General features: G+C 68.3%; 12 protein-coding genes and 1 pseudogene. 9 read left to right on the forward strand and 4 right to left on the reverse strand.

The annotated features are described in order from the left end of the window. Window positions 1-44 precede the first annotated feature (44 nt). A pseudogene (locus tag AWC14_RS13865) lies at window positions 45-910 on the forward strand (universal stress protein). Window positions 911-920: 10 nt separating this feature from the next. Here the strand turns inward: AWC14_RS13865 and AWC14_RS13870 are convergent. Continuing rightward, window positions 921-2309, reverse strand: a complete 1389-nt coding sequence (locus AWC14_RS13870) for a WS/DGAT/MGAT family O-acyltransferase (RefSeq protein WP_045374630.1) — start codon at window positions 2307-2309, stop codon at window positions 921-923. A gap of 221 nt (window positions 2310-2530) precedes the next feature. Between AWC14_RS13870 and AWC14_RS13875 the strand changes: the two genes are divergently transcribed. Further along, window positions 2531-5875 (forward strand): error-prone DNA polymerase, encoded by a 3345-nt coding sequence (locus AWC14_RS13875; protein ID WP_045374632.1) that lies wholly within the window; start codon window positions 2531-2533, stop codon window positions 5873-5875. Window positions 5876-5964: 89 nt separating this feature from the next. Beyond that, window positions 5965-6606, forward strand: a complete 642-nt coding sequence (locus AWC14_RS13880) for a nitroreductase family protein (protein WP_045374633.1) — start codon at window positions 5965-5967, stop codon at window positions 6604-6606. A gap of 3 nt (window positions 6607-6609) precedes the next feature. Here the strand turns inward: AWC14_RS13880 and AWC14_RS13885 are convergent, their stop codons facing one another. Further along, window positions 6610-7071 (reverse strand): tRNA (cytidine(34)-2'-O)-methyltransferase, encoded by a 462-nt coding sequence (locus tag AWC14_RS13885; RefSeq protein ID WP_045374635.1) that lies wholly within the window; start codon window positions 7069-7071, stop codon window positions 6610-6612. Between the two features lie 253 nt (window positions 7072-7324). Here AWC14_RS13885 and AWC14_RS13890 point away from each other — a divergent pair, with 253 nt between their 5' ends. The 4 genes from AWC14_RS13890 to AWC14_RS13905 are packed head-to-tail and all read left to right on the forward strand — an operon-like array spanning window position 7325 to window position 11478. Continuing rightward, on the forward strand, window positions 7325-10111 hold the full coding sequence (locus AWC14_RS13890; RefSeq protein ID WP_045374637.1) for a sensor histidine kinase: 2787 nt from the start codon (window positions 7325-7327) through the stop codon (window positions 10109-10111). Then, window positions 10108-10524 (forward strand): serine protease inhibitor, encoded by a 417-nt coding sequence (locus AWC14_RS13895; RefSeq protein ID WP_045374639.1) that lies wholly within the window; start codon window positions 10108-10110, stop codon window positions 10522-10524. Before AWC14_RS13890 ends, AWC14_RS13895 begins: the two co-directional genes overlap by 4 nt. Window positions 10525-10541: 17 nt before the next feature. Continuing rightward, window positions 10542-10916: a DUF742 domain-containing protein gene (locus tag AWC14_RS13900; RefSeq protein WP_045374641.1), complete on the forward strand. Its 375-nt coding sequence runs from the start codon at window positions 10542-10544 to the stop codon at window positions 10914-10916. Next, entirely contained in the window at window positions 10897-11478 is a 582-nt protein-coding gene (locus AWC14_RS13905) for a GTP-binding protein (RefSeq protein ID WP_045374643.1), read from the forward strand. Before AWC14_RS13900 ends, AWC14_RS13905 begins: the two co-directional genes overlap by 20 nt. 3 nt (window positions 11479-11481) lie before the next feature. Here AWC14_RS13905 and AWC14_RS13910 read toward each other — a convergent pair whose 3' ends face one another. Continuing rightward, the gene (locus tag AWC14_RS13910) at window positions 11482-14103 is read right to left on the reverse strand and encodes an FHA domain-containing protein (protein ID WP_045374645.1); all 2622 of its coding nucleotides are present in this window, start codon (window positions 14101-14103) and stop codon (window positions 11482-11484) included. A 73-nt stretch (window positions 14104-14176) separates the two neighbouring features. After that, window positions 14177-15358 carry an NADH:flavin oxidoreductase gene (locus AWC14_RS13915; protein ID WP_045374647.1) on the reverse strand — a complete coding sequence of 394 codons (1182 nt, stop codon included), beginning with the start codon at window positions 15356-15358 and terminating at the stop codon, window positions 14177-14179. Window positions 15359-15395: 37 nt separating this feature from the next. Here AWC14_RS13915 and AWC14_RS13920 point away from each other — a divergent pair, with 37 nt between their 5' ends. Next, entirely contained in the window at window positions 15396-16244 is an 849-nt protein-coding gene (locus AWC14_RS13920; protein ID WP_045374649.1) for a bifunctional methylenetetrahydrofolate dehydrogenase/methenyltetrahydrofolate cyclohydrolase, read from the forward strand. After that, a complete protein-coding gene (locus tag AWC14_RS13925) occupies window positions 16241-16522 on the forward strand; it encodes a DUF3017 domain-containing protein (RefSeq protein ID WP_428838970.1) in 282 nt (93 codons plus the stop codon). The genes AWC14_RS13920 and AWC14_RS13925 overlap by 4 nt, the downstream gene beginning before the upstream one ends. The last annotated feature ends 73 nt before the right edge of the window (window positions 16523-16595 follow it).

The raw sequence follows: 16595 nt of genomic DNA on the forward strand, positions 1-16595 counted from the left end.
GACACTATGTGCGCCGGCGATTTAGCGTGGGATCAGGTGAGCAGATGCCTCGCGGAATCCTGGTCGGTGTCGACGGATCGCCGTCGTCGAAGGTGGCGGTGGACTGGGCGGCACATGACGCGGCCATGCGTGGCGTTCCACTCACCTTGGTCCATGTACTCGCCCCGCCCGTCGTGATGACATTTCCCGAGACTCCGATGCCGCCCGGGTACATGCAGTGGCAGGAGGAGCAGGGGCAGCGCCACCTTCAGGACGCGTTCGCGATCGTCGAGCAGAGCACGGCCGACCCGCCGCACGTCGGCGCCGAGACCGTGGTCGGACACACCGTTCCCACGCTGGTGGACCTGAGCAAGGAAGCCGCGATGGTCGTCGTCGGCTGCCGCGGGCATGGCTGGTTGCGTCGCACGCTGCTGGGGTCGGTCAGTGCCAACCTGGTCCGGCATGCGCATTGCCCGGTGGCGGTCATCCACGACGAAGACCCGGCGACGCACCCCGCCGACTCCCCGGTGGTGGTAGGCGTCGACGGTTCGCCGGTCTCCGACGCCGCGATGGCGCTGGCCTTCGAGGAAGCGTCGTTGCGGGACGTGGCGCTCGTGGCGGTCCACGCCTGGCACGACACCGGGCTGTTCGACGTGCCCGGAATCGACCTCGCCACGATGCAGGCCGACGGCGAGCGGGTGCTCGCCGAGCAGCTCGCGGGCTGCAGGAGCGCTACCCCGACGTTTCGGTGCGCCGGGTGGTCGTGGGTGATCGGCCGGCCGACCATCTGATCGAGCAGTCGCGCTCGGCGCAGCTGGTTGTGGTGGGCAGTCACGGCCGGGGCGGCTTTGCCGGGATGCTGCTGGGGTCGGTCAGCCTGGCGGTCGTGCAGGCGTCGCGCACACCGGTGATCGTGGCCCGCCGCGCCTGACCGGTAGGTCTCACTTGGCAAACAGCAAGACCGAATCTTGGCTGAGCATTTGCAAACGCGCCACGGCCAGTTCGATACCTTTGGCCAGTTCCTCGACATCGGCGCCGGCGTCGTAGTCGGCGGTGATACCGAACACCAGGTCGTCGGCATAGCTCAGCACGGCCACACCCGTGCGCAGTCGCAGCGCGATCGGTGGGATCGGCAGCAAGCGCGCCACCTTGCGGCCCATCATCTCTAAGTGGCGGCTCGGTCCTGGGACATTCGTTGCCAAGGTGACGATGCCGCGTTGCGGCAGCCGCATCAGGAACCGAATCACCCACGAGGACAACATGAACGGGGTGTAGTTGGTCGCCGACACGGCCATGCAGCCGGCTTGCCGCTGTCCGCCGTGCTTGGCTCGCGTCAGCCGGCTGTGCACGGCGCGCAATTGCTGGATCGGGTCATCCTGATCGACGGGGAGATAGGGCAGCATAACCGAGAGGCGATTGCCCGGCTTGTCCAGCGCGTCGGGCGAGCGTGCCGATACCGGCACCAGGGTGCGCAGTGAGTCCGGGCGAGGCTGCTCGCCGCGGTGCAGCAAGACCGAGCGGAAGCCTTCGGTGATCGCCGTGAGCGCAACGTCGTTGATGGTCACGTCGAACTTGCGGCTCACCTGCTCGACGTCGGAGAGGGGGACGCGTACGGCGCTATAGCGCCGCATCGCGGTGACGGGTCCCACCAGCGAGGATCGGGTGGCCGGTCGGAGCAAGCCGGCGGCGATTTCGGCGGCGCCGCTAACCGTCCGCGCAGCCGCGCCGGTGATGCCGGTCGCCGCGCGCCAGAGGTTCTCGACCGGGTTGCTGCGCGGGGTGAGGTCGGCCACCGGTTTCAGATGTGGGTGTGCAGCGACGGCCTTCTTGGCGGCGATGGGTCGGGCGAATGCGTCGCCGTCGACGTCGTCGCAGAGCCGGGAGAGGATGCGGGTGGCCGAGATCCCGTCGGCCATGGCGTGATGGATCTTCATCAGGATCGCCCAGCGATTGCCCTTCAGACCCTCGATGACCCAGCATTCCCACAGTGGACGATCCCGATCCAGGCGTCGCTCCAGCACATCGGCGACGACTCGGTACAGTTCCGCGTCGTCGCCGGGTCGGGGAAGTGCCACTCGACGCACGTGACGGCTCAGGTCGAACCCCGGATCGTCGACCCACTTCGGGGCACCGACGTCGAAGGGCTGGGTCCGCAGCATCTGCGTGCATCGCGGTATCGCGCGGATCCGTTGTGCCAGAGTGTCTTTGAACTGCCCATAGTTGGGGGCGGAGCCGTCGATGACGGCGATCCCGCCGATCGCCAGGCTGACGTTGCGGTCGGAATCCTCGGCCATGAGAAAACCCGCGTCGAGCGTTTTGAGTTGCTCCATGGCTCGTCACCGCCGTTCGCTGCTGGGACTGCGTACGAGTATCCGCTGCGGCGAGAGGTGGCAGGTGGCGGGAGGATTAAATCCTGTAAACAACCGTGGTCGGTTGTGTAGCAATGCAGTTCACGAAAATTCACAGCGTGTTGCTGGTCGCAGTGGAACGCGGGATGCCGTGAGCGCACCGCGCCTAGCTGTATCGAACATATATTCGATACACTGTCCGGGTGGGCTGGGGAAACGGTCCGCCGAGCTGGGCGGAAATGGAGCGTGTGCTCGACGGCAAGCCCCGCGGCGATCGCAAGCGCGGCGAAGCCGGGCGCAGCGGGTCGCCGCGCGACAAACCCCGCCGGGCTAGCGTGCCGGTTGCCGCCGAGCCGCCCGACGACGGCCCCCGGTCCCGCCGGCGCGGGCGGTATCAGCCGCCGGGCGATAATCGGCCGGTCCGTTCGTCGGTTGACTATGCCGAGTTGCACGCGCATTCGGCCTACAGCTTCCTCGACGGGGCCAGCACGCCGGAGGAATTGGTGGAGGAGGCGGTGCGGCTGGATCTGCGCGCCATCGCGCTGACCGACCACAACGGCCTGTACGGGGCGGTGCGCTTCGCCGAGGCCGCCGCGGAATTGGACATCGCGACCGTGTTCGGCGCCGAGTTGTCCTTGGGCCCGGGCGCCCGCACCGAGGCACCCGATCCGCCGGGCCCGCATCTGCTGGTGCTGGCCCGCGGCGCGGAAGGCTATCGGCGGTTGTCGCGGCAGCTGGCCGCCGCACACCTGGCCGGCGGCGAGAAAGGCAAGCCGCGCTTCGACTTCGACGCGCTGACCGAGGCGGCGGGCGGGCACTGGCACATCCTGACCGGATGCCGCAAAGGCCATGTGCGGCAAGCCCTTTACTCCCAAGGCCCGGAAGCGGCAACGGTGGCGCTGGCCGGCCTGGTGGACCGGTTCGGCGCCGATCGGGTCAGCATTGAGCTGACCCAGCATGGCCACCCCGTCGACGACGAACGCAACGCCGCGCTGGCGGCGCTGGCGCCGCGGTTCGGCGTCGGCGTGGTCGCCACCACCGGCGCGCATTTCGCCGAGCCGTCGCGCGCCCGGCTGGCGATGGCGATGGGCGCGATCCGGGCCCGGCAATCGCTGGATGAGGCCGCCGGATGGCTTGCGCCGCTGGGTGGTTCGCACCTGCGCTCCGGTGAGGAGATGGCCCGGCTGTTCGCCTGGCATCCCGAGGCGGTGCGCGCCGCGGCCGAACTCGGCGAGCAGTGCGCGTTCGGCCTGGCGCTGATCGCCCCGCAGCTGCCGCCGTTCGACGTGCCGCCCGGCCACAGCGAAGACAGCTGGTTGCGCGAGCTGACCCTGGCCGGCGCCCGCGACCGCTACGGCCCGCCCGAGCACGCTCGAAAAGCCTACGCGCAGATCGACCACGAGCTGAAAGTCATTGAGCAGCTGAAGTTTCCGGGCTACTTCCTGGTGGTGCACGACATCACCCGGTTCTGCCACGAGAACAACATCCTGTGCCAGGGCCGGGGATCGGCGGCCAACTCGGCCGTCTGCTACGCGCTCGGGGTCACCGCCGTCGACCCGGTGGCCAACGAGCTGCTGTTCGAACGCTTCCTGTCGCCGGTCCGCGACGGCCCGCCCGACATCGACATCGACATCGAGTCGGATCAGCGGGAAAAGGTCATCCAGTACGTCTACGACAAATACGGCCGTGACTACGCCGCGCAGGTCGCCAACGTCATCACCTATCGAGGCCGGATCGCGGTGCGCGACATGGCCCGTGCGCTGGGTTTCTCGCAGGGCCAGCAGGACGCATGGAGCAAGCAGATCAGTCGCTGGAACGGGCTGGCCGATTCTCCGGACGTGGAGGACATCCCCGAGCAGGTGATCGACCTGGCCACCCAGATCGCCAACCTGCCGCGGCACATGGGTATCCACTCCGGTGGCATGGTGATCTGCGACCGCCCGATCGCCGACGTGTGCCCGGTGGAATGGGCGCGGATGGAAAACCGCAGTGTGTTGCAGTGGGACAAAGACGACTGCGCGGCAATCGGTTTGGTGAAATTCGACCTGCTCGGCCTGGGCATGCTCAGCGCGCTGCACTACGCGATCGACCTGGTGGCCGAACACAAGGGCATCGAGGTCGACCTGGCCAAGCTGGACCTCTCCGAGCCGGCGGTCTACGAGATGTTGCAGCGTGCCGATTCCGTGGGGGTGTTCCAGGTGGAGTCGCGAGCCCAGATGGCTACGCTGCCGAGACTCAAGCCGCGGGAGTTCTACGACCTGGTGGTGGAGGTCGCGCTGATCCGACCGGGCCCCATCCAAGGCGGCTCGGTACACCCGTACATCCGCCGGCGCAACGAAGTCGACCCGGTCGTCTACGACCACCCCTCGATGGAGACGGCACTGCGGAAAACGTTGGGCGTGCCGCTGTTTCAGGAACAGCTGATGCAGCTCGCAGTGGACTGCGCCGGGTTTTCCGCCGCCGAGGCCGACCAGCTGCGCCGCGCCATGGGGTCCAAGCGCTCGGCCGAACGGATGCGACGGCTGCGCGGCCGGTTCTACGACGGCATGCGCGCGCTGCACGGCGCCGACGACGCGGTGATCGACCGCGTATACGAAAAGCTGGAAGCCTTCGCCAATTTCGGCTTCCCGGAAAGCCACGCGCTGAGTTTCGCGTCGCTGGTGTTCTACTCGTCGTGGTTCAAGCTGCACCACCCGGCGGCGTTCTGCGCGGCGCTGCTGCGCGCCCAGCCGATGGGCTTCTACTCGCCGCAGTCGCTGGTGGCCGACGCCCGCCGGCACGGGGTTACGGTGCACGGGCCCGACGTCAACGCCAGCCTGGCGCACGCCACCTTGGAAGACGCAGGGAACGCCGTCCGATTGGGGCTGGGCAGTGTGCGTCATATCGGCGACGACCTGGCCGAAAAACTGGTCGAGGAGCGAAAAGCCAACGGGCCGTTCGCTTCTCTGCTGGATCTGACCACCCGGGTGCAGCTTTCGGTGCCGCAGACCGAGGCGCTGGCCACCGCCGGGGCGCTGGCCTGCTTCGGAATGTCGCGGCGGGAAGCGCTGTGGGCGGCGGGGGCGGCGGCCACCCAGCGGCCGGACCGGCTGCCCGGGGTGGGCTCATCGTCGCGCATCCCGGAACTGCCGGGGATGAGCGAGCTGGAGTTGGCCGCCGCCGACGTGTGGGCCACCGGCATCTCCCCGGACAGTTACCCGACGCAGTTCCTGCGCGAGGACCTGGACGCAATGGGGGTGGTCCCCGCCGAGAAGCTGACCAGCGTGCCCGACGGCGACCGGGTGTTGATCGCCGGGGCGGTGACCCATCGGCAGCGGCCGGCGACGGCGCAGGGAGTGACGTTTGTCAACCTCGAAGACGAGACCGGCATGGTCAACGTGCTCTGTACGCCGGGGGTGTGGGCGCGCCATCGCAAGCTGGCACAGACGGCGTCGGCGCTGGTGGTCCGCGGTCAGGTCCAAAACGCCAGCGGCGCAGTCACTGTCGTAGCCGAACGGCTGGGCAAGCTCACCTTGAGAATGGCCTCGAAGTCCCGCGACTTCCGCTGACCCGTTGCGCCGAGCGTGAAACCGTTGCGAATAAACCAGCAAAAACTCGCAGCAGTTTCACGCTCGGCGAGAAAATGTAGTCTCGCCGCATGACCCTGAATCTGTCCTTCGACGAAGTCCTCACCACCACCCGCTCGGTTCGTAAACGCCTCGACCTGGAAAAGCCGGTACCGCGCGAGGTGCTGATGGAATGCCTCGAATTGGCCCTGCAGGCGCCGACCGGCTCCAACGCCCAGGGCTGGCAGTGGGTCTTCGTCGACGACCCCGACAAGAAAAAGGCGCTGGCCGACATCTATCGCGCCAATGCGACCGCGTACCTCGACCTGCCCAAGCCCAAGTACGGCGACATTCGCGACGAGCGCAGACCTCTGGTGTACGAGTCGGCCAAGTATCTCAACGAGCACTTCCACGAGGTGCCGGTGATGCTCGTCCCGTGTCTGCAAGGGCGGCCGGACAATTCGCCGGCCGGCATGAGCGCGTCGTTCTGGGGATCGCTGCTGCCCGCGGTGTGGAGCTTCATGCTGGCCCTTCGGTCGCGGGGCCTGGGTTCGGCGTGGACCACGCTGCATCTGGTCGGTGACGGCGAAAAGCAGGCCGCCGAACTGCTCGGCATTCCGTTCGACGAGTACAGCCAGGGCGGGTTGTTCCCGATCGCCTACACCAAGGGCACGGACTTCAAGCCGGCCAAGCGGCTGCCCGCCGAGCAAGTCACGCATTGGAACAGCTGGTAACGCTCACGCTCCGGCGAACCCGTGCTGGCGCCACGCCTCGTAGACGGCGACGGCGGCAGCATTCGACAGGTTCAGTGACCGTCGCCCGCTCAGCATCGGGATGCGGACCCGGTCGGTGATGTGCGCGTCGGCCAGCGTCGCCGCGTCCAGACCGGTCGGCTCCGGCCCGAACATCAACACGTCGCCGGCCTGATAGCGCACGTCGGTGAATACCGTCGTCGCGTGCGCGGTGAACGCGTACACCCGCGGCGGCGACAACGCGTCCCAGGCCGCATCCAACGACGCGTGCACGGTGACCGACGCCAGGTCGTGATAGTCCAGCCCGGCCCGGCGCAGCTTGGGCTCGGACATGTCGAAGCCCAGCGGCTCGACCAGATGGAGCTCGCAGCCGGTGGCCGCCGCGGTCCGGATCGCGTTGCCGGTGTTAGGCGCTATCCGCGGCGAGAAAAACAACAGCCGGAACATCTGACGATCATCGCAGTTGTCCGTCACCAATTTGCTCAGCTATCCTTTGCGGCGTCTGGCACGGTCCGGCGAACTCTGTCTGTTCAGTAAGAATTGTGGTCAGTGTGGCCGCAGGCTGTCATACTCGTCGAATTGCCAGGCGCATATCGCTCGCCCGTCTGCCCTGAGCACGGGTGCAATTAGCAGGAAGCCATATGAACGACGCGCGAACACTGCATATCAGCGGAGCGGTCGGTAGCCCGACCGCGGTCCGGTGACGATGTTTGCCCGCCCGACTCGGGCGGTGTCGCCGGCTACAGACGAAACCCCGGAAACCCCCGTCGCCGACGCTGCTCCGGCTAAACGCCCGCCGACATGGTCGCTGCGCAATTGGCCGGTCCGATGGAAAGTCGTCGCGATTGTCGCGGTGCCGCTGATACTCGCAATGGTTTTCGGAGGATTGCGCATCTATGGCGCGCTGAACGAGGCCAGCGAACTTCGGTTGGCCGCTGCCCGCGCCGAAGTCGTTCCGGCCATTACCAAATACATGTCGGCGCTCGACGTGGCGTTGTTGTCGGCGTCCAACGGCGGCGACGTCGAGGGTGCCAAGAAAAACTACGAGGCCCGCAAATACGAGCTGCAGTCGCGGCTGTCGGACACCGACGTGGCCGCCGACGTGCGCAACGGGGTCGGCGTTCTGCTCAACGGGGGTCAGGCGCTGCTGGACAAGGTCGCGTCGAACAGCATCGGTTTGCGCGACCGGGTGACCAGCTATGCGCCCATCCTGCTAACCGCCGAGAACGCCATCGACGGGTCCGTCCGGGTCGACAACGAGAAGATTCGGGCCACCGCGCAGGGACTGAGCCGGGCGATCGGGGCCCGCGGCCAGATGATGATGCAGCAGCTGCTGGTCACCCGCGGCGGCGATCTGCCCGAGCCCGAGCTGCGCACCTCGATGATGACCTTGGCCGGCACCGAACCGTCCACGCTGTTCGGGATGGCCGAGGTGCTCGGCGTCGGCTCGCCGGAGGCCAAGAAGCTGCAGCAGCAGATGGTGACCCGGATGGCGGTCATGTCCGACCCGGCCAGCCTGCTGGTCAACAATCCGGTGCTGCTGCGGTCGATCCAGACCACCGACGCGATCGCCTCGCAGATCATCAAGGACACCACCTCGTCGGTGACCAAGGCGGTCGAGGATCGGGCCAACGATCGGCGCGACGCCGCGATCCGCGACACCGTGCTGGTGCTGGCCGCCATCGTGGCCGCGCTGGTGATCGTGCTGCTGGTGGCGCGTTCGCTGATCCAGCCGCTGCGAGTGCTGCGCGACGGCGCCCTCAAGGTCGCCCACGAAGACCTCGAGCGTGAGATCGCCCGGGTGCGGGCCGGCGACGAGCGGGTCCCCGAGCCGTTGCCGGTCTACACCAGCGAGGAGATCGGCCAGGTGGCGCACGCCGTCGACGAGCTGCACACCCAGGCGCTGCTGCTGGCCGGCGACGAGGCCCGACTGCGTCTGCTGGTCAACGACATGTTCGAAACCATGTCGCGGCGCAACCGCTCGCTGGTCGACCAACAGCTGTCGCTGATCGACCGGCTGGAGCGCAACGAGCAGGACCCGGAGCGGCTGGACAGCCTGTTCCGGCTGGACCACCTGGCCGCCCGGATGCGTCGCATCGGCGCCAACCTGCTGGTGCTGGCCGGCGCACAGACCTCCCGGGGGGACCAGCGCGGACCTCAGCCGCTGTCGACACTGATCAACGCCGCCACCTCCGAGGTCGAGGACTATCGGCGGGTCGAGACGCCGACCGTGCCCGACAGCACGGTCCTCGGTACCGCTGCCGGCGACATCGTGCACCTGCTCGCCGAGTTGATCGACAATGCGCTGCGCTATTCGCCGCCGATGTCGCCGGTGCGGGTGTCCGCCACACGGCGCAACGACGGCGGGGTGCTCATCCAGGTCGTCGACGCCGGCCTGGGCATGACCGAGGGGGACCGGCGCATCGCCAACATGCGGCTGCGCGCCGGCGGCGAGGTCACCCCGGACAACGCGCGCCACATGGGCCTGTTCGTGGTCGGCCGGCTGGCCGACCGGCACGGGATCCGGGTGCGGTTGCGCAATTCCTCGCGCGACGGGCGCCGTCCCGGTACGACGGCCGAGGTGTACCTGCCGCCGGCGGTGCTGGTGGGTGCCGACTACGCCGGGCCGCGACCGGCCCCCGCAGGGCGCCACATGGCCACGGTCGAGGAGGCGGTGGCCGCCGCGGACTACGACGACTCCGCCGAATTCGCCGCCCCACCCGAGCCCGTCGAGCGCAACGGCTCGCACCCGCCCGAATCACCGGGCACCTTGTTGCCGCGGCGCACCCCCGGCTCCAGCGGCATCACCGGCGCTCCGCTCCGCCCGGTCGAGGCTCCGGACCAACCGCGCGAACCCGAGGAGCCGCCACTGTGGTGGGGCACGCGGAACCAGCCGCGTACCGAAGAGCCTGCGGCACAACCGGTTTCGAATACATCGTCGTTCTTCACCTCGCGGCCGCCAGTCGAGCCCGAAGCTCTAGAGCCCGAAACCGCCGAGCCCGCCGCGGCGGAGACCGACGAGTACTGGCCGGCCGAGGCCGCCGCGCCGGTCACCCAGCCGGCCGAACCCGAGGACCTGATCTATCAGCGGATGCTCTCCGAGTGGCTGGTCGACCCGCACGAGCTGGCCCACAGCGCCGACCTGGACTGGCAGACGGTGTGGGACCGTGGCTGGTCGGCGGCCGCCGAGGTCGAGAACGTGCCGATCCAGGCGCACACCGAAACGGGCCTGCCGGTGCGTGAACCCGGCGCGCGCCTGGTACCCGGCGGCGCGACCCCCGAGCCCACCGGCGATCGCGTCAACGGCGCAGCGCAGCACCGGGCTGACGAGGACAACGGGGTAGCATCGAACGGCGGATTTGGCGCCGGTCGGCACCAGGCCCCGGACCCCGACGCGATCCGCGCTTCCATCAGCAGCCACTTCGGCGGCGTGCGGGCCGGACGGTCGCACGCCCGCGAGACACATCAAGGACCTGATCACGAATGAGCAACCCCTCACGCCAGTCACCCGACAACTCGCTTGACTGGCTGGTGTCGAACTTCGCCCGTGAGGTGCCCGGAGTGTCGCATGCGGTGCTGGTGTCCGTGGACGGGCTGCTGATCGCCGCCAGCGAGCACCTGCCGCCCGATCGCGCCGACCAGTTGGCCGCGGTGGCATCCGGCCTGGCCAGCCTGGCCACCGGCGCCGCGCAGCTGTTCGACGGCGGCCAGGTGCTGCAGTCGGTGGTGGAGATGGCCAACGGCTACCTGCTGCTGATGCGGGTCGGCGACGGCTCGCATCTGGCCACGCTGGCCGCGACGTCGTGCGATATCGGCCAGATCGGATACGAGATGGCGGTCCTTGTCGAACGGGTGGGCGGCGTCGTGCAGTCGTCCCGGCGAGCTCCCCAACCCTCGTGAAGCACTCGTGAGCCGCGATGGAAAGACCCGAGCAGCCGCCGCCCGCAACTGAGGCGAGCCTTGTTCGCCCGTACACCCTCACGGCCGGGCGGACCGACACCACCGTCGACCTTCCCATGGAAGCGCCGGTGCAGACGCTGCAGTCGGCACTGTTTCACAAATGGCCTGCCAGCGACTTGCGAGGCAAAATCGTCCAGCTGTGCATCAAAAGTCCCTCGGTCGCCGAGATCTCGGCCCGGCTGGATTTGCCGCTCGGCGTCACGCGCGTCCTGGTCGGCGACTTGGTGACTTCGGGCTACCTTCGGGTGAGCCGGACTTTGAATGAGCGTTCGACCCGCGATGAACGCCGCGAACTCATAGGAAGGACGCTGCGTGGCTTACGAGCGCTCTGAGACGCGGGAGACCGCCTCGACGAAGATCGTGATCGCAGGCGGGTTCGGCGCCGGCAAGACGACCTTTGTGGGCGCGGTGTCGGAAATCATGCCGCTGCGCACCGAGGCGATGGTCACCGACGCCTCCGCCGGCGTGGACATGCTGGAGGCCACCCCCGACAAGCGGACCACCACGGTGGCAATGGACTTCGGCCGGATCACCCTCTACGAGGATCTGGTGCTGTATCTGTTCGGCACACCGGGGCAGCGGCGGTTCTGGTTCATGTGGGACGACCTGGTGCGCGGCGCCATCGGCGCGATCATCCTGGTCGACTGCCGTCGCCTGCAGGACAGCTTCGCCGCCGTCGACTTCTTCGAGCACCGCAACCTGCCGTTCCTGATTGCGGTCAACGAATTCGAAGGCGCCCCAAGGTATCCCGTGGCCGAGGTGCGCAAGGCGCTGACGTTGCCCGAGCACATCCCGATCATCAACATCGATGCCCGCGATCGCCGCTCGGCCACCGACGCGCTGATCGCCATCAGCGAATACGCGCTGGCGACTCTGGAACCGGCCGGCGGCTGAGGGCTACTTCCGTTTGAGCCGGATGTGCCAGCGGATGTACACGGTGTAAGCGATCGACAACGCCGCCAGCATCGCCATGTCGAACACGTAGATGTGCTTCGAGTGTTGCCACCATCGGTCGTACGTCGGGATCTGCGGGACCTTCACCAGGCTCGGGAAGTCGATCGACGACGATCCGGCGGCGAAGCCCCACCGCCCGGGCGTCACAAAGGACAGCTGGTTGAGACCGAACCGGCCGGTCACCGGGATCCCCATTCCGCCGCAGAGCACCAGCTGCGACATGATCGAGACCACCAGCAGCGGCATGATCTGCTCGTTGGATTGGGCGAGCGCCGACAGCAGCAGACCGAGCATCGCCGACGCGACACAGGTTGCTGCGACAGTCAGGAACAGCGAGAACGTCGAGTTGTCGAAGAACGGCGGATGCGCGGTGGGCGCGCCCTTGCCGAGCCTGACGATGACGGTCGCGATCGCCGCCTGGATGGTCGCGAACACGGAGAACACCGCGACCTTCGCCAACAGGTAGGCCGTGGTGGACAGGCCGACCGCCTGTTCTCGGCGGAAGATCGGGCGTTCGCCGATCAGGTCGCGGATCGTCAGCGCAGTGCCCATGAAGACAGCCCCGATACACAGCAGGACCATGATGTATTGCGGCTCGGTGGGTGCGGGGCCGTTCGGGGCAGCGGGACCCAGACCGGGCTTGGGGCCCTTCACCGTCAGCGCCAGCGCGCCCATGAGGAACGGCAACACCGCCAGGAACACCGTGTAGCCACGGTCGGATATGACGAGCCGAACCTGACGTCGTGCAATCGTGGACAGCTGGCGCCATCTGTCGGTGTGCACCGGCTCGCCCAGATCCCCGGGCTCTGTGGCGACGGCGCGCGCGTGCTGCTCGGGCCGTCGGCCCTCTCTCTCCATGAAGCGCCGATTGGCTTCGTCGGGGTCGGCGCCCACGCTGGCGAAGATTTCCGCGTAGTTCCTGGTTCCGAAGGCGGACTCGATCTGGGCGGGCGGTCCGCAGAACGCCGTCTTGCCGCCGGGTGCCACCAGCAGGATCTGGTCGCACACATCGAGGTAGGACACCGAGTGAGTGACCACCAGCACGGTACGACCGGCGTCGGCCAGCTGCCGCAGCATCAGCATGACCTGGCGGTCCAGCGCCGGATCCAGCCCGGAGGTCGGCTCGTCGAGCAGCAGCAGCGACGGCTGGGTGAGCAGTTCCAGCGCGACCGACGCGCGTTTGCGCTGGCCGCCGGAGAGCTTGTCCACCCGGGTGTCGGCCTGCTTGGTCAGGTCGAGCTCCTCGAGCACCCCCGCTACCACCTGGGCGCGTTCTTCTTTGCTGGTGTCCGGCGGCAGCCGCAGCTCGGCGGCGTAGCCCAGCGCTTGGTTGACCGTCAGCTGGCGATGCACCACGTCGTCCTGCGGCACCATCCCGATCCGGCTGCGCATCGTCGCGTACTCACGGTGGATGTCGTGCCCTTCGAAGGTGATGGAGCCGCTGCTGGGCCGGGTATATCCGGCGATCAGCCGCGACAGCGTGGTCTTGCCGGCGCCGGATCCGCCGATGATGGCGGTCAGCGTGCCGGGTCGAGCGGTCAGCGAGATGTTGTCGATCAGCTGCTTGCCGTCGACCTTGAAGTGCACGCCGTTGACCTCGAGGCCGCCGGTGCGGGTAGCGGCCTCGGTGCGGCGGACCAGGGTGCCGTCGCTGAACACCAGGTCGACGTTGCCGATCGTGACCACGTCGCCCTCGTTGAGCACCGCCGACCCGACCCGCACGCCGTTGACGAACGTGCCGTTGATGCTGCGCGCGTCGCGGATCTCGGTGCCCAGCGGCGACGGCACCAGGAACGCGTGATGGCGCGACGCCAGCACGTCCTGGATGACGATGTCGTTGTCGGTCGCGCGGCCGATGGTCAGCGACCCGCTCGGCTTCTCCGGTGCCGCGGCCGACGGGCGCAAGACCTGGATCATCTTCGTCGCCAGGTTGCCCACCTCGGGCGGCTTGGCTTGGGCGGGAGCCATCCGGGTCTGTGGCTGGACATTCGGCGGCGGCGCCGACGGCGGCGGTGGGGGACTGCCCGGGTAGGCGGCCGCCGGTCGCTGTCCGCCGCTGGGCGGATACATCGGCTGAGGGGGCGCCGGTGTGGTGTGCGGGTGGTTGCCCGGCGGGTGGGAGCGCATCGGTGCCGGCTGCGACGGCCACGACCCGCCCTGCTGGCGCGCCGGCTGCGGGTACGACGGGCGGGGCGTTGCGGACGGTTGGACGACGCGCATCGACGCGGTTCGCGGTGGCCGGCCGGCCAATCCGGCGTGCCGCCCGACTTCGAAGGTCAGCCGCGGCCCGTCGGGATTGCCGATGTTGATGCTCTGCCCGTCGTGGATGTCGACGACCGGCACGCGGCGGCCGTTGACGAAGGTGCCGTTCAGCGAACCGTTGTCGATCGCCAGCCACCGGCCCTGGTCGAAGCGCAGCAACAGATGCGCGCGTGAAATCAGCGGATGCGTGATGCGCATGTCGGCGCGAAGGTCACGTCCGACCACCACGTCATGGCCCGGTGCGAACGTGCGTTGGGATCCGTCATACCGAACCGTCAGCGCCGGCGGTGCTGCTTGACTCATCGAGACAACTGTAGCTGGTTGGTTCACCGAACCGACTGTATCCATTGTGGCGCAGTCGGGTTTGACGCGGCCGTCAGGCAGCGCTGTCCGGCGCGCCGGTGACCACGCAGCGGGTGCGGCTGTAGATCGTCGGCATGCAGCGGTTGCAGTGGATGCACGCCGAGCGCACGTCGCGCTCGTCGCGAATCCGGTTGACCAGATCCGGTTCGGCCAGCAACGCCCGGGCCATCGCGACGAAGTCGAAGCCCTCGGCCATCGCCAGCTCCATCGACTCGCGGTTGGTGATGCCGCCGAGCAGGATCAGCGGCATGGTCAGCTCGGCGCGGAACAACCGGGCATCGCGCAACAGGTAGGCGTCGCGGTAGGGGTATTCGCGCAGGAACTTGTGGCCGGTCATCCGGATGCCCCAGCGCAGCGGCGGCTTGAACGCGCCGGCGAACTCCTTGACGGGCGCGTCGCCGCGAAACAGATACATCGGGTTGACCAGCGAACTGCCGGCGGTCAATTCGATGGCGTCCAGCCCGCCGTCGTCCTGCAGCCATTTCGCGGTGGTCAGCGCCTCGTCGACCGTGATGCCGCCGCGCACGCCGTCGGCCATGTTGAGTTTGGCGGTCACGGCGATCTGGCCGTCGACCGCGCGGCGCACGGCCTGCACCAGCCCGCGGGCCACTTTGGCCCGGTTCTCCAGCGACCCGCCGAACTCGTCGTCGCGGCGGTTGATCAACGGGCTGAGAAACGAACTCGCCAAATAGTTGTGGCCCAAATGGATTTCGACTGCGTCGAAGCCGGCGTCGATCGCCAGTTTCGCCGCGTTGGCGTGTGCGGCGATGACGTCGTCGATGTCGTCGCGGGTGGCCTTGCGGGCGAACCGCATCCCGATCGGGTTGAAGAACCGCACCGGCGCCAGCGCGGTGGCCTTGTTGGAGCGGGCGTCGGCCACCGGTCCGGCGTGGCCGATCTGCGCGCTGACCGCCGCGCCTTCGGCGTGCACGGCTTCGGTGAGCCGGCGCAGCCCGGCGACGGCATCCGGGCGCATCCAAATCTGGTCGCCGGACGTGCGGCCGCCGGGGGAGACCGCACAGTACGCGACGGTGGTCATGCCGACACCGCCGGCGGCCGGCAGCCGGTGGTACTCGATCAGGTCGTCGGTCACCAGCGCGTTCGGTGTGCGGGCCTCGAACGTCGCGGCCTTGATGACGCGATTGCGCAGCGTCACCGGGCCAAGCTTGGCCGGGGCGAACACGTCGGCGGGCATAGTCGGCAGCTTACGCAGGCGTGACAGACTGTCAGGCGTGGGTGCGATCACTTTGGACGGCAAGGCCACACGCGATGAGATCTTCGCCGACCTCAAGCAACGGGTGGCGGCACTGACCGCAGCCGGCCGCACACCCGGGCTGGGCACCATCCTGGTCGGCGACGACCCCGGATCGCAGGCCTACGTCCGTGGCAAGCACGCCGACTGCGCCAAGGTCGGCATCACCTCGATCCGTCGCGACCTGCCCGCCGACATCAGCCAGGCCAAGCTCGACGAGACCATCGACGAGCTCAACGCCAACCCCGAGTGCACCGGCTACATCGTGCAGCTTCCGCTGCCCAAGCACCTGGACGAGAACGCGGCACTGGAACGCGTCGACCCCGACAAGGACGCCGACGGGCTGCACCCGACCAACCTCGGGCGGCTGGTGTTGGGCACGCCGGGCCCGCTGCCGTGTACTCCTCGCGGCATCGTGCACCTGCTGCGCCGCTACGACGTCGAGATCGCCGGGGCGCACGTGGTGGTCATCGGCCGTGGTGTGACGGTGGGCCGGCCGTTGGGCCTGCTGCTCACCCGTCGTTCCGAGAACGCCACAGTTACGTTGTGCCACACCAAAACTCGCGATCTTCCCTCATTGACTCGTCAGGCCGACATCATCGTGGCCGGCGTCGGTGTGCCGCATCTGCTGACCGCCGACATGGTGCGCCCGGGCGCCGCCGTGGTCGATGTGGGTGTCAGCCGCACCGACGACGGGCTGGTCGGTGACGTGCACCCGGACGTGTGGGAGGTGGCCGGTCACGTGTCGCCCAACCCCGGCGGGGTCGGCCCGCTGACTCGCGCGTTTCTGCTGACCAACGTCGTCGAACTGGCCGAGGCCGCCCCGTGAATCTGCGTGCACGGCTGCGGGGGCAATGGCCGATCCTGTCGGTCGGGCTGATCTTCGTCGCGGCATTCACCTTGGCGGGCTTGAACTTCTGGCGCCGCGGCGCGCTGCTGATCGGTATCGGGGTGGGGGTGGCCGCCGCGCTCCGGCTGGTGCTGTCCGACGACCGCGCGGGTCTTCTGGTGGTGCGCAGCAAGGGAATTGACTTCGCCACGACGGCGGTGGTGGCGACGGCGATGGTCTACATTGCTTCGACGATCGACCCGCTGGGCACGCGTTAGCTACTTCGGCCTGAAAAAGTCGGCGCGTTGATCTGCGATGTGAGGGTGCTGAACAGGGAAGATGGCCTCAAGC

Source organism: Mycobacterium kyorinense, from assembly GCF_002101735.1.
GTDB lineage: Bacteria > Actinomycetota > Actinomycetes > Mycobacteriales > Mycobacteriaceae > Mycobacterium > Mycobacterium kyorinense.